This window comes from Streptococcus sp. cx1, assembly GCF_052384325.1.
Classification (GTDB): domain Bacteria; phylum Bacillota; class Bacilli; order Lactobacillales; family Streptococcaceae; genus Streptococcus; species Streptococcus salivarius_G.
This window is the reverse complement of record NZ_JBQSUN010000011.1, coordinates 1-13,865: the sequence shown is the minus strand read 5'-3', so window position 1 is coordinate 13,865 and position 13,865 is coordinate 1. Positions and strand designations below refer to the sequence as shown.

The following is a 13,865-nucleotide window of genomic DNA, read 5'->3' as shown; positions in this document are numbered from 1 at the left end:
GACCATATAAGATACAATAAATAAGACTAAAATATTAGGTAACTTAAGGTGTTTGATTCAAATTTTCTATCCACTTTGACAGGCTGAGACCCACCTAATCCAACAAGTACTTTTTAGCACTTTTGCAGTAGTATTAGTCTTATCACTCTCGATAAAGCTCATGTCATTTTGAGTCTTATCTCTTATTTTATTCCCCTATGAAAGGTTACTCATGAAATACATCATTGCACTCTTAATCTCTATGATTCCTTTGGTTGAGCTCCGTGGAGCCGTTCCTGTTGCTATCGCCTCAGGTATCCCTTGGTGGCAAGCCCTAATTCTTTGTGTCATTGGGAACATGATTCCAGTTCCAATTATCTTCTTCTTCGCCCGCCGTGTCCTCGAATGGGGGGCAGATAAACCTCTAATTGGTGGCTTCTTTACCTGGTGTCTTAAAAAAGGTCACAGTGGTGGCCAAAAACTTGAAAAAGCTGCTGGAGATAAGGGTGTCTTCTGGGCCCTTCTACTTTTTGTGGGAATTCCGCTTCCAGGAACAGGAGCTTGGACTGGTACCCTAGCAGCATCTATCCTAGATTGGGACTTTAAACGTAGTGTTATTGCTGTTATGCTTGGGGTTATCCTTGCAGGTATCATCATGGGAACACTCTCTCTTCTACTTGGTGTAAATACCTTCGCTCATTAATTACTTTTTCAACGTCTGGGCATGCTCAGACGTTTTTTAATAGCAACAAAAAAAGAAGCTACGATTCATTCACGTAACTTCTTTTCTTTTTATCTAGCAACTAGAATTAGTTGTTAAGAGCTGCTGCCATTGTAGCTGCAACTTCTGATTCAAAGTCGTTAGATGCTTTTTCGATACCTTCACCAACTTCAAAGCGAACGAATTCTACTACTGAAGCGTTTACTGATTCAAGGTAAGCTTCAACTGTTTTGCTGTCGTCCATGATGTAAACTTGAGCAAGAAGAGTGTAAGCTTGGTCAACTTTAGTGTTGTCAAGCAAGAAGCGGTCCATTTTACCTGGGATGATTTTATCCCAGATTTTTTCTGGTTTACCTTCAGCAGCCAACTCAGCTTTGATATCTTCTTCAGCTTGAGCAAGAACAGCATCAGTCAATTGAGCTTTAGAACCATATTTAAGGTGTGGAAGAGCTGGTTTGTTAACCATTGCACGGCTTTCGTTATCTTGATCGATAGCGTGGTTAAGTTGTGCCAATTCATCTTTAACAAATTGTTCATCCAATTCAGTGTATGAAAGAACAGTTGGTTTCATCGCTGCGATGTGCATTGAGATTTGTTTTGCAAGAGCATCATCTCCACCTTCGATAACTGAAACAACACCGATACGTCCACCGTTATGTTGGTAAGCTCCGAAGTGTTGTGCATCAGTTTTCTCAACAACTGCAAAACGACGGAATGAAATCTTTTCACCGATAGTAGCTGTAGCAGTTACGTATGCAGCTTCAAGAGTTTCACCTGAAGGCATAGTCAATGCAAGTGCTTCTTCGTTGTTAGCTGGTTTACCTTCAGCAATTACTTTAGCTGTTTCGTTTACCAACTCAACGAATTGAGCGTTCTTCGCAACGAAGTCAGTTTCAGCGTTAACTTCAACAACTGCTGCAACGTTACCGTTAACGTAAACACCAGTCAAACCTTCAGCTGCAACACGATCAGCTTTCTTAGCTGCTTTAGCCATACCTTTTTCGCGAAGCAATTCAATCGCTTTTTCGATATCACCTTCAACTTCAACCAATGCTTTTTTAGCGTCCATGACACCAGCACCAGATTTTTCACGCAATTCTTTAACAAGTTTAGCTGTAATTTCTGCCATTTTGTTTTTCTCCAAATTTATTTTATCAAACTAAGGGGCAGGGCTGAGCCCCGCCCCTTAGGTGTTTGTCGTATCTTAAGTGGGCATATAGCCCTAACCAATCTTAAAGATTAGTTGTTGTCACCTTCGACAACTTCAACGATTTCTTCGATCGAATCAGCTGCAGCTGCTTCTTGGAAATCTGCAGAAGCATCTTCACCTTGGTTACCTTCGATGATAGCATCAGCCATTTTTGAAGTGATCAATTTAACGGCACGGATAGCGTCATCGTTAGCTGGGATGATTACATCGATCTCATCTGGATCAGCGTTTGTATCAACCATCGCTACAACTGGGATACCAAGTTTTTTAGCTTCTTTAACAGCGATTTGTTCTTTGTGTGGGTCAACGATGTAGATTACATCTGGAATGCGAGGCATATCTTCGATACCACCCAAGAATTTTTCAAGACGTGCACGTTGTTTGTTAAGAAGTGCAACTTCTTTCTTAGGAAGAACTTCGAAAGTTCCATCAGCTTCCATTTGTTTGATTTCTTTCAAACGAGCGATACGTTTTTGGATAGTATCCCAGTTTGTAAGAGTACCACCCAACCAACGGTGGTTGATGTAGTATTGACCAGCACGAGTTGCTTCTTCAGCTACTGCTTCAGCTGCTTGTTTTTTAGTACCAACGAACAAGATTACTGCATCGTTAGCTGCTGCTTCACGAACGAATTCGTAAGCTGTATCAGCCATTTTTACAGTTTGTTGCAAGTCAATAACGTGGATTCCGTTACGTTCTGTGAAGATGTACTTAGCCATCTTAGGATTCCAGCGACGAGTTTGGTGACCGAAGTGAACACCAGCCTCAAGAAGTTGTTTCATTGAAATTACTGCCATGAGTATTTCTCCTTAAAAATTGTTTTTTCCTCTTCTAAGCTTTAGACTTGCAGTCCCACCCTGCGGCAACAAGACCACAATCGGCTTAGAATGAGTATTTGTCACTTTACGCAACTATAATAGTTTATCAAAAAAAGTGATATTTGACAAGCTCTAAAATCAGTCTGACCATTAGAAAAATCTCCCTCTCATTAAAATTGCAATCGTTTTCTTTGAGGTTGATGAGTATTTCGTTTATAATTAGGCTATTAAAAATAGAGGAGGACATTATTTTGTCATTAGTCGGAAAAGAAATTATTGAATTTTCAGCACAGGCTTATCACAACGGGGAATTCATTACTGTTACAGATGAAGATGTTAAAGGTAAATGGGCGGTCTTCTGCTTCTATCCTGCAGATTTTTCATTTGTCTGCCCAACTGAACTCGGTGACCTTCAAGAACAATATGAAGCTCTTAAATCTCTTGGTGTAGAGGTTTACTCTGTCTCTACCGATACTCACTTTGTTCACAAAGCTTGGCATGATGACTCAGATGTTGTTGGAACTATTACTTATCCTATGATTGGGGATCCTTCACACCACATCTCACAAGGTTTTGATGTTCTTGGACAAGATGGTCTCGCACAACGTGGTACATTCATTATTGATCCAGATGGTGTTATCCAAATGATGGAAATTAACGCTGATGGTATTGGACGCGATGCAAGTACTCTTGTTGATAAAGTCCGTGCTGCTCAATATATTCGTCAACATCCAGGTGAAGTTTGTCCAGCCAAATGGAAAGAAGGAGCTGAAACACTTACTCCTAGCTTAGATCTTGTAGGTAAAATTTAACAACCAGGGGGTATCCATGGTCTTAGATAAAGAAATCAAGACACAATTAGCGCAGTATTTAAATTTACTAGAATCTGATATTGTATTACAAACAGATTTAGGGGATGATGATAATTCTCGTAAAGTAAAAGAATTTCTAGACGAGATTGTCGCTATGTCTGACCGCATTAGTCTTGAATCAACACATTTAAAACGTCAACCTAGTTTTGGTATTGCACAAAAAGGGAAAAAAAGTCGTGTTATTTTCTCAGGCTTACCAATGGGCCACGAATTCACATCTTTCATTTTAGCTCTCTTACAAGTTTCTGGTCGTCCACCTAAAGTTGATGATGACACTATCGAACGTATCAAGAAGATTGATAAACCCATCGATTTAGAAACTTATGTTTCACTAACCTGTCACAATTGTCCAGACGTTGTTCAAGCCTTTAATATAATGGCTGTTTTAAACCCCAATATCACCCACACCATGATTGAAGGTGGTATGTATCAAGATGAGGTCAAAGCCAAAGGTATCATGTCTGTTCCTACGGTTTACAAAGACCAAGAAGAATTTACTTCTGGTCGTGCAACCATTGAACAGCTTGTAGAAAAGTTGGACGGACCACTTGAAGCTGAGGCTTTCGCTGGTAAAGGTGTCTATGATGTTTTGGTTATTGGTGGTGGTCCTGCTGGAAACAGTGCTGCAATTTACGCTGCTCGTAAAGGGCTTAAAACTGGGCTTTTAGCAGAAACTTTTGGTGGGCAAGTTATCGAGACAGTTGGTATTGAGAACATGATTGGTACGCTATATACAGAAGGTCCTAAGTTAATGGCCCAAGTTGAAGAGCATACAAAATCTTACAATGTTGATATCATCAAAAGTCAATTAGCTACTGGCATTGAGAAGAAAGAACTTATTGAAGTGACACTGGCTAACGGTGCCGTTTTAAAATCTAAAACGGCTATCCTAGCTCTCGGAGCCAAATGGCGTAATATCAACGTTCCTGGTGAAGATGAATTCCGCAATAAAGGGGTTACTTACTGTCCACACTGCGATGGTCCTCTATTTGAAGGAAAAGATGTTGCTGTTATCGGTGGTGGTAACTCAGGTTTGGAAGCTGCTTTGGATTTAGCGGGTATTACTAAACACGTTACAGTCTTAGAGTTCTTGCCTGAATTAAAGGCAGATCAAGTCTTACAAGAACGAGCTGCTAAAACTGATAATCTAACCATTCTTAAGAACGTTGCAACCAAAGAAATTCTTGGTCAAGATCATGTGACTGGTTTGAGTTACGTTGAGCGTGATACAAACGAAGAAAAACATCTTGATCTTGAAGGTGTCTTTGTCCAAATTGGTCTTGTACCAAGTACTGCTTGGCTCAAAGACAGTGGTATTGAACTCAATGAACGCCAAGAAATTATCGTTGATAAATTTTGTTCAACAAATATCCCTGGTATTTTTGCCGCAGGTGACTGTACTGACAGCGCCTACAAACAAATCATTATTTCCATGGGATCTGGTGCTACAGCTGCTATCGGAGCCTTTGATTACTTGATTAGACAATAATCAAAACATACGTGTTAGTAATCTATCTACAACAATTACAAGAAACATAAAGAGGTTGAATGTCTTTCAGCCTCTTTATATTTCTTGTAAATAGGCAGTTTGAACAATCAACCAGCCAATTTGATGAAAGAGACTTGACGAATCTTTGTTTTTTCGATAGAATGGTATCTGTTATGGCGGTATAGCCAAGTGGTAAGGCACGGCTCTGCAAAAGCTTGATCGTCGGTTCAAATCCGTCTACCGCCTTCATAATACGAGGACACCTTAGGGTGTCTTTTTTCATTGTTGCATATAAAAATACCCGAAGCTAGATACCTCGGGTATTCATTATTCTTATTTAATGGCTTCAATCAAAACCTCCGCTTGAGTCTGAAGGCTTTCAAGAACTTCTGCTGTTGCTACGAATTTTCCATCCACCCAGGCTGTATCATTTACACGTGTCGCTGTAAAATCACCAACCACTTGCGTACGGATAAATGGTAACAATTCTTTGTAGACATCAAAAAGTTGATTGTGACCACCATTAGCAACTGATGACACGGTTACAATCTTATCTTGAAGAGCTGATGGTCCTGAAGGATCTGATAGGTCAAGGGCGCGGCTCAACCAGTCAAGCAAATTTTTCACTGGCCCAGGAATTGAGAAATTATAAACCGGTGAGAAAATCCAGATTGCATCTGCTGCCAAGACCTGCTCTCGAACTTCTGCCAAAACAGGAAGAACCGGACTTTCTAAATCCTGATTAAAAACAGGTACTTGACTATAGTCAAGATAAGAAACATTAGCTTTATCAGCTAGCATTTTCTCAGCTTCTTCTGCTAATTGGTGGTTAAATGATCCCTTACGAAGAGACCCAACGATAAATAGAATGTTTTTCATGATACATTTCCTTTGTATTTCTAACAATTAATAATTAGTACTACATAGTAATATATGCAATTTCATTAGAAATATAAAGAAATATGCTCAGACATTCTTAAATTTTTTCAGTAGCTCTACCAACTGTGCTTGCTCTTCAAGTGTCAGAACGGAAAAAGTCTCCTCAATAGCTCGCTGATGTGGGGGGATTGCTGCTTGAATAATACGACGTCCCTCATCCGTCAAATCAACCTCGAAAGCACGCTTATCTGTTTGGCAGGCTTCTCGCGTCAGCCAGCCTTTTTTCTCCATATTTTTAATGACGACAGTCATATTACCGGAGGTAGCAAGCATGCAATCAATTAATTCGCCAATCTTCATACGTCCTTTGGCATTTAGCACGTCCATGACTCCAAATTGAGTTGGTGTCAAATTAAATTCTTTAAAGGTCTCAGAAACCTTGGCATCGATGGTACGAAAAGCCTTACGCATAACTACCATACTTTTTACAGCCATATTTTTATCTAAGTCGCTCATTTCTAGTCCTTTCCAAATAGATGCTGTTTTTATTACTCTACCACAGTTTTTCTAAAAGTGGTATATGAAAATGAAAAAATAAGAAAAAAGAGTCCTTAGATATCTAACCAATACCTCAGAACTCTTTCATTTCTAACTATTACGATTCCAAAAAAGGGCTAATAAGATAACAGCACCTAGCACCGAAGGGACTATAGCAGTATCTGCTAACATCGGTCCCCAATTTCCAAAAAGAAGCTGACCAACAAAAGCACCTAGCCATCCAACAAAGGTCTTGCCAATACAGCCCATACGTTCACCCCTATTTGATATAGCAGAGGCAATAAGGCCAATTAGAAAACCAACTATCATACTTCCAATCATGATAAATTCTCCATCATACTTAGATTACCCAATCCCCATTTCGGAAGATTGGTACACGACTACCATCTTGGCGGATACCATCAATATCCATTTGATTTGAACCAATCATAAAATCTACGTGTACATCAGAACGATTAAGACCAGCTTCCTTAAGCACCTCTTCTGTCATGTCTGCCCCTCCCTCAACACTGGTAGCATAGGCTGCTCCAATAGCTAGGTGGTTGGATGCATTCTCATCAAAAAGAGTGTTAAAGAAAGTGATGCCTGACTGTGAAATAGGACTTGGATCTGGAACCAAAGCACATTCACCTAGAGCACGCGCTCCATTATTGTTGAAGACGAGATTCTTCATCACTTCATCACCTTGATCCGCTGTGATATCTACAATTTCACCATCTTTGAAGGTTACCTTGATTCCCTCAATAATATTACCATTGTAGCTTAGAGGCTTTGTGCTTGAGACATAACCATCTGCACGACGAAAATCTGGTGCCGTAAAGACCTCTTCTGTTGGCATATTAGGAAGGAAACCTTCACCTTGCGCATTAATGGCACCTGCAGACTCCCAAACATGGTTTTTAGGCAATCCTAGAGTCAAATCTGTTCCAGGTGCTTGGTAGTGTAAGGCTGAGAATTGTGCCTCATTGAGTAGGCGTGCTTTAGCATCCAAACGGTCAGCATGTTCCTTCCAGGCACGTACAGGATCCTCTTCATAAACACGACAGGTCTTGAAAATTTGGTCCCAAAGTAAATCTACAGCTTCCTCATCACTCGAAGCATTAGGAAAGACCTTCTTAGCCCATTCCTTACCAGCTGCAGCAGCTACAGTCCAACTAACCTTATTAGACTGAGTTGCCACCTGCATAGGTTTAAAGGCCACCCCAGTAGCTTTAGCATGAGCAGATAAACGTTCAGGAGCTACACCATTAAGGGCACCTGGATCTGATGAACGAACGCCTAAGCGACTTGCCTTCTTGGCTAACAAATATTCCATTTCAGCTTTTTTATAGGCAGGAACCGCTTCGATGCGGTCCATATCAGCATGCAGGAAGCGCTCGCGATTAATAATATCATCTGACCATTGAACGATTACCTCAGCTGCTCCTAAAGCATAGGCTTCTTTAACTAAGAGGTGTGCTAGCTCTGCTTGTTCTACATCAATGCTCAAGGCCACTGTGTGACCAGGTTGCACATTAATCCCATTAGCAACCAGTAATTTAGCATATTTCTCAAGATTTTCTTTAAAATTTGGTAAAACCATGATTAACTCCTTGAAACTATAATTTTCTATCAGTATACCATAAGACGAAGAAAAAGGTTTCCTCTCAGCTTTGGCTTTTTAGCATCACATGCAGCCCCCTAAACAAAAAGAGAACGGAGACTGACTCCATTCTCTCAAAGTTGATGACAATTCTCTTCAGCCATTAAAAGAAATCATCAAAAAGACTTAATTGATTATCTTCTGGCATATTTCCTAGGATGCCCATTTCATCCAATTTTTCAACCAAGGTTGATGATAGGCCTCCTCGTTTACGCAATTCTGTCTTGGAAAGGAATTCACCTTCTTCACGCGCAGCAACCACTTGCTTAGCAACGTTCTCACCCAAACCTTCAAGTGCAATAAACGGTGGAATCAAAGTATCTCCTTCAATCAGAAATTCAGTTGCCTGACTCTTATAAAGATCCAACTGACCAAAGGTAAAGCCACGTTCTAACATTTCATTGACAATTTCAAGCGTTGTAAATAAGTCATTTTCAACATTAGTCGCTTCATTTCGTTGGCGCTTCTCCTTAATATCTTCCATTCGAGCTTTAACAGCATCAAGACCCGCAGACATCGTCTTAAGCTCAAATGCTTTAGCTCGAATCGAGAAGTAGGCACAATAGTAATAAATAGGATGGTGCACTTTGAAATAAGCTACACGTAGGGCCATCATAACGTAGGCTGCCGCATGGGCTTTAGGGAACATGTACTTGATTTTACCACAAGATTCAATGTACCAGTCTGGAACATTATTTTCACGCATGGCTTGAATATAGCCATTACGCTCTTCTTCGGAAATCTTCAACCACATCCCCTTACGCACACGTTCCATGATCGTGAAGGCCATCTTAGGATCTAATCCCGCATGCATTAGGTATACCATGATATCATCACGACAACCGATAACTGTTTTCAGAGTGGCGATACCTTCCTTAATCAAATCTTGTGCATTACCTAACCAAACGTCTGTTCCGTGGGACAATCCAGATAACTGTAAGAGTTCCGCAAAGGTCGTCGGATGCGTCTCGTCGACCATACCACGAACAAAGTTAGTCCCAAACTCAGGGATTCCCAACATTCCCGTTGGTGTCCCAATCTGTTCAGGTGTTACCCCTAAAATATCAGTCCCTGAAAAAAGTTTCATTACATCTGGATCATCTGCTCGAATATCTTTTGGATCAATTCCTGATAAATCCTGCAACTTACGAATCATAGTCGGATCATCATGTCCCAGAATATCAAGCTTCAACACGTTCTCATCGATATCGTGGAAGTTAAAGTGAGTCGTCTGCCAGGCAGCCGTTACATCATCAGCCGGATATTGAACAGGTGTGAAATCATAGACATCCATATAATTTGGAATAACAACAATACCACCCGGGTGCTGACCTGTGTTTCGCTTAACACCCGCAGCCCCCATGGCTAAACGATCGACCTCGGCATCACGGTAAAACTTATTGTAATCACGTTCGTAACCTTTAACAAAACCATAAGCCGTCCGATCTGCAACAGTTCCTACTGTTCCGGCACGAAAAGCATATTGCTCTCCAAAAATATCACGAACGTCCAAGTGGGCTGATGGTTGATCATCACCGGAGAAGTTCAAATCGATATCAGGAACCTTATCCCCATCAAAACCTAGGAAGGTCTCGAAAGGAATATCCTGACCATCTTTTTTATATTCCGTTCCACATTCTGAACATTCCTTATCAGGCAAATCGAAGCCAGATCCATAAGATCCATCTGTAATGAACTCTGAGTGTTGACAATTAGGACAGAGATAATGTGGCGGCATCGGATTGACCTCAGTAATTCCAATCATCGTCGCAACAAAACTAGAACCGACAGATCCACGCGAACCAACTAGGTAGCCACGTTCATTTGAACGGTTAACTAGCATCTGCGAAGCCAGGTAGATTACGGCAAATCCATTACCAAGAATTGAAGACAACTCTTTCTCAATTCGCAGGTCAATAATATCAGGCAAAGGATTACCATAGAGCTCAAACGCTCTAGCATATGTCATCTCCGCAACCTGTTCTTCCGCACGATCAATAAAAGGTGTGTACAAGTCTTTTTTAACAACCTCAACCTCTTCAATTTGATCTGCCATAGCTTGCGTATTAGTTACAACAATTTCATAGGCTAAGTCTTTTCCTAAAAAGGCAAAGTCGTCTAGCATCTCGTTAGTTGTCCTAAAATGAGCTTCAGGTAAAGGAGCAGGTTTCGCATTTTCTCCCTTACCAATTGGCCTATTAATCATGGCTCCTTGTCCCAAAGCACGAACAATGATTTCACGATAAATGGCATCCTCAGGGTTGATATAGTGTACATTTCCTGTAGCCAGCACAGGCTTGTCCAGACGATTAGCGACTTCAATCAAATCTCTAATCAGTTGTTCTATAGCCGCCTCATCCTTGATTAAATCCTTTGCAATCAAGGGCGCATAAATTGCCGGTGGCATAACTTCAATAAAGTCATAATATTTAGCAACTTCAACCGCCTTGTCAATACCGTGAGACAAAAGCGTATCAAAAACCTCACCATCAGCACAAGCAGAACCTACAATGATTCCCTCACGATACTCATCTAAGACCGTACGAGGAATACGTGCTACTCCCTCAAAGTATGAGACATTTGATAAACTTACCAACTTAAAGATATTCTTCAAGCCAGTTTGATTCTGAACATACAGCGTCGCATGTTTGACACGAGACTTTTTATACGAATCTTCAGAAACCAACTCCGTATTCAACTGTTCTAGATTAGTCAAACCGTGCTTATCAAACACATCTTTTATGAAGATAAACAACAAACGGCCCGTAGCTTCCGCATCATAATTGGCCATATGGTGATGATCCAAAGCCACACCAAACCGCTTCGTCAAAGGCCCCAAACCATGACGCTTATACTCAGGATAAAGATTTCGTGCAAATTCTAAAGTATCAATAACCGGTTGTGAAATTGTTGGTAACTGATGTCTTTCGTAATTGGCATTCATAAAACCAACGTCAAAGGTCGCATTATGGGCCACTAGAACAGTTCCTTGACAGAATTCTTGAAACTCCTGTAAAACTTGCACTAAAGGTTTAGCACCCTTAACATGATTATCAGTAATACCGGTCAACTCAGTAGTAAATGCAGAAAGAGGATGTCCTGGATCTATGAATTCATCAAATTGCTCAATAATATTACCTTTATGCATTTTTGATGCCGCAATCTGAATCAAATCATTATGAACAGCAGACAAGCCCGTTGTCTCAACGTCAAATACAACATAAGTTGCTTCTTTTAATTCCAAATTCTGGGAATTATAAACAATAGGAACTTTATCCTCAACAAGATTGGCTTCAAGACCAAAAATAGCCTTAATCCCAGCTTTCTTAGCCCTATGGTAGCCATGAGGAAAACTCTGAACATTAGCATGGTCAGTAATGGCAACTGCTGGATGTCCCCAAGAAGCCGCTGTATCAATAAGATCTTCAACAGTTGGCATTGCATCCATAGTCGACATGTTGGTATGCGCATGAAATTCCACACGCTTTTGTCCCTCAGGCATCAAGTCCTTACGAGGAGTATGTGAAATTTCTTTAATATCTTGCACATTCATAGTCAGACTATGAGTGAAAGGATTATTCTCGATACGGCCACGAACCCTAACCCAGTTCCCCTTTTTTATCATATCGAACTTAGCGAGCTCATCACTATCTTTGACCCATCGTTGCATAGCAAAACTAGAGGTATAATCAGTTACCTTAAAATTAATAATAATTCGACCAGTCTTAGTTTCACGTTGCTCTACATCAAAAATATATCCTTCAAAAACAACACGATTCTCTTCAGAATTAATATCAACCATTGGCGTTATTTCAGCCTTATCAAAACTAGCTTGACGTTGACTTTGTTTCTCAGCAAAATTTTGTGATGGTTCGGTCACAGATTTCGGTGCTGGGGCACTTTCAAGAATAGATTGAAGTGCTTGTCTAGCCTGAGACTCAGCTTGTTCTTGTAAAGAAACCTTATTTGTTTGGTAAGCCTCTTCTAAAGAAGATGAAGCTTCCTTATCTTCGACAACAGAAATGGATACATCAGATAAACCAACTTGAGAAAGTGATTTAGATATCAAAGAAATAAATCTATCCTGTACATTTTCCTTTATAATATGCTCTGGAGCTTTAACAAAAATACTATTATTCGAAATCTCAACCTTTAGATTTGAGAATAAAGAATAAGTAGAAAAGTGTGACACTTTTAAACTATCTAAAGCATATGAAAAATAATCTCCAAGTAAAGAATCATCGCAAGCAGTAGAAACTAAACGAATCTCAAAAGAAGCTTTAGCACCTAAAGAATTAAAAGAAGAGTGAAGTAAACTATCAAAAAGAGCAAAAGACTCATAAGACAGAACACTAGGAAAAGAAAAAACAAAGAACCATTGGCGATTTGATTTAAATAGCTTTACTGTTTCGATAGAACCATCTTTAATTTCTTTAAACGCATCGTGATCCTCAGGAAAACGAATTTGTTTTAAGAGAAGCTGAAATTTATCAGACATAAAAAATAAACTCCTATAGACAAAAAAACACTCCTTAAGGAGTGTAACTTATACCGGCGGCCGGGGTCGAACCGGCACGTCCTTGCGGACACTGGATTTTGAGTCCAGCGCGTCTGCCAATTCCGCCACGCCGGCAAAGTATAACTGGGGTAGCTGGATTCGAACCAACGCATGAGGGAGTCAAAGTCCCTTGCCTTACCGCTTGGCTATACCCCAAAAATATAGGCGAATGAGGGGAATCGAACCCCCGAATGTCAGAGCCACAATCTGATGTGTTAACCACTTCACCACATTCGCCACTTTACTAACACGGGCAGTAGGAATTGAACCCACACTGAAGGTTTTGGAGACCTTAGTTCTACCTTTAAACTATGCCCGTAACTATGGAAGGGGAGGGATTCGAACCCCCGAACCCGAAGGAGCGGATTTACAGTCCGCCGCGTTTAGCCTCTTCGCTACCCTTCCAAAATATAAATAAATGGCGCGAGACGGAATCGAACCGCCGACACATGGAGCTTCAATCCATTGCTCTACCAACTGAGCTACCGAGCCATATTGCGGGAGCAGGATTTGAACCTACGACCTTCGGGTTATGAGCCCGACGAGCTACCTAGCTGCTCCATCCCGCGTTAATTATAAGGAGGATGTGGGATTCGAACCCACGCACGCTTTTACACGCCTGACGGTTTTCAAGACCGTTCCCTTCAGCCGGACTTGGGTAATCCTCCATAAAAACATAGTCCGTACGGGATTCGAACCCGTGTTACCGCCGTGAAAAGGCGGTGTCTTAACCCCTTGACCAACGGACCATATAATGGGCACGAGTGGAATCGAACCACCGACCTCACGCTTATCAGGCGTGCGCTCTAACCATCTGAGCTACGCGCCCAAGCAAATGCTTGGCTATAATATCCAAATAAAGCGGGTGACGAGAATCGAACTCGCGACAACAGCTTGGAAGGCTGTAGTTTTACCACTAAACTACACCCGCTTAATGGGAGTTAACGGGATCGAACCGCTGACCCTCTGCTTGTAAGGCAGATGCTCTCCCAGCTGAGCTAAACTCCCTATGCGCTAAGCGACTACCATATCTAACAGGGGGCAACCCCCAACTACATCAGGCGTACTAGGGCTTAACTTCTGTGTTCGGCATGGGAACAGGTGTATCTCCTAGGCTATCGTCACTTAACTCTGAGTAT

At 41.0% G+C, this 13,865-nt stretch carries 10 protein-coding genes, 13 tRNA genes and 1 rRNA gene; 4 read left to right on the top strand and 20 right to left on the bottom strand.

Translation table 11 applies throughout. The features are described 5' to 3' along the window. The first annotated feature begins 211 nt into the window (after positions 1-211). Complete coding sequence (locus ACT170_RS10710) at positions 212-682, top strand: COG2426 family protein (protein WP_004182164.1); 471 nt, start codon at positions 212-214, stop codon at positions 680-682. A gap of 106 nt (positions 683-788) precedes the next feature. Here ACT170_RS10710 and tsf read toward each other — a convergent pair whose 3' ends face one another. Both tsf and rpsB read right to left on the bottom strand, forming a co-directional pair. Next, on the bottom strand, positions 789-1,829 hold the full coding sequence (gene tsf, locus ACT170_RS10705) for a translation elongation factor Ts (protein WP_002886343.1): 1,041 nt from the start codon (positions 1,827-1,829) through the stop codon (positions 789-791). Positions 1,830-1,939: 110 nt separating this feature from the next. Then, positions 1,940-2,707 carry a 30S ribosomal protein S2 gene (gene rpsB / locus ACT170_RS10700; protein ID WP_002886342.1) on the bottom strand — a complete coding sequence of 256 codons (768 nt, stop codon included), beginning with the start codon at positions 2,705-2,707 and terminating at the stop codon, positions 1,940-1,942. A gap of 272 nt (positions 2,708-2,979) precedes the next feature. Here rpsB and ahpC point away from each other — a divergent pair, with 272 nt between their 5' ends. From ahpC to ACT170_RS10685, 3 genes are all read left to right on the top strand, one after another. Next, positions 2,980-3,540 carry an alkyl hydroperoxide reductase subunit C gene (gene ahpC, locus ACT170_RS10695; RefSeq protein WP_037599758.1) on the top strand — a complete coding sequence of 187 codons (561 nt, stop codon included), beginning with the start codon at positions 2,980-2,982 and terminating at the stop codon, positions 3,538-3,540. Positions 3,541-3,556: 16 nt separating this feature from the next. After that, positions 3,557-5,089, top strand: coding sequence for an alkyl hydroperoxide reductase subunit F (gene ahpF / locus ACT170_RS10690; RefSeq protein ID WP_175060966.1), 1,533 nt, complete (start codon positions 3,557-3,559; stop codon positions 5,087-5,089). 175 nt (positions 5,090-5,264) lie between these two features. Further along, positions 5,265-5,335 (top strand) — tRNA-Cys (locus tag ACT170_RS10685). 87 nt (positions 5,336-5,422) lie between these two features. Here the strand turns inward: ACT170_RS10685 and ACT170_RS10680 are convergent. From ACT170_RS10680 to rrf, 18 genes are all read right to left on the bottom strand, one after another. Continuing rightward, entirely contained in the window at positions 5,423-5,968 is a 546-nt protein-coding gene (locus tag ACT170_RS10680) for an NAD(P)H-dependent oxidoreductase (protein ID WP_155213431.1), read from the bottom strand. Positions 5,969-6,055: 87 nt separating this feature from the next. Further along, positions 6,056-6,484 carry a MarR family winged helix-turn-helix transcriptional regulator gene (locus ACT170_RS10675; protein ID WP_195914802.1) on the bottom strand — a complete coding sequence of 143 codons (429 nt, stop codon included), beginning with the start codon at positions 6,482-6,484 and terminating at the stop codon, positions 6,056-6,058. A 132-nt stretch (positions 6,485-6,616) separates the two neighbouring features. Beyond that, positions 6,617-6,847: a GlsB/YeaQ/YmgE family stress response membrane protein gene (locus tag ACT170_RS10670; protein ID WP_002889604.1), complete on the bottom strand. Its 231-nt coding sequence runs from the start codon at positions 6,845-6,847 to the stop codon at positions 6,617-6,619. A gap of 19 nt (positions 6,848-6,866) precedes the next feature. After that, a complete protein-coding gene (locus ACT170_RS10665; RefSeq protein WP_371482878.1) occupies positions 6,867-8,108 on the bottom strand; it encodes an aminopeptidase in 1,242 nt (413 codons plus the stop codon). 163 nt (positions 8,109-8,271) lie between these two features. Next, a complete protein-coding gene (locus tag ACT170_RS10660) occupies positions 8,272-12,666 on the bottom strand; it encodes a PolC-type DNA polymerase III (protein WP_014633778.1) in 4,395 nt (1,464 codons plus the stop codon). Between the two features lie 51 nt (positions 12,667-12,717). Next, positions 12,718-12,801, bottom strand: a tRNA-Leu gene (locus ACT170_RS10655). A 9-nt stretch (positions 12,802-12,810) separates the two neighbouring features. Continuing rightward, positions 12,811-12,882 (bottom strand) — tRNA-Gln (locus ACT170_RS10650). Between the two features lie 8 nt (positions 12,883-12,890). Beyond that, positions 12,891-12,963: transfer RNA gene (locus tag ACT170_RS10645), tRNA-His, on the bottom strand. A gap of 11 nt (positions 12,964-12,974) precedes the next feature. Beyond that, positions 12,975-13,045: transfer RNA gene (locus ACT170_RS10640), tRNA-Trp, on the bottom strand. A gap of 5 nt (positions 13,046-13,050) precedes the next feature. Next, positions 13,051-13,131, bottom strand: a tRNA-Tyr gene (locus tag ACT170_RS10635). Positions 13,132-13,145: 14 nt separating this feature from the next. Continuing rightward, a tRNA-Phe gene (locus tag ACT170_RS10630) sits at positions 13,146-13,218 on the bottom strand. Between the two features lie 3 nt (positions 13,219-13,221). Further along, positions 13,222-13,295 (bottom strand) — tRNA-Met (locus tag ACT170_RS10625). A 9-nt stretch (positions 13,296-13,304) separates the two neighbouring features. Continuing rightward, a tRNA-Ser gene (locus ACT170_RS10620) sits at positions 13,305-13,394 on the bottom strand. A 9-nt stretch (positions 13,395-13,403) separates the two neighbouring features. Then, positions 13,404-13,475: transfer RNA gene (locus ACT170_RS10615), tRNA-Glu, on the bottom strand. A 6-nt stretch (positions 13,476-13,481) separates the two neighbouring features. Then, positions 13,482-13,555, bottom strand: a tRNA-Ile gene (locus tag ACT170_RS10610). 31 nt (positions 13,556-13,586) lie between these two features. Beyond that, positions 13,587-13,657 (bottom strand) — tRNA-Gly (locus ACT170_RS10605). 4 nt (positions 13,658-13,661) lie between these two features. Then, positions 13,662-13,734 (bottom strand) — tRNA-Val (locus tag ACT170_RS10600). Between the two features lie 5 nt (positions 13,735-13,739). Then, positions 13,740-13,855, bottom strand: a 5S ribosomal RNA gene (rrf, locus tag ACT170_RS10595). Positions 13,856-13,865 lie beyond the last annotated feature (10 nt).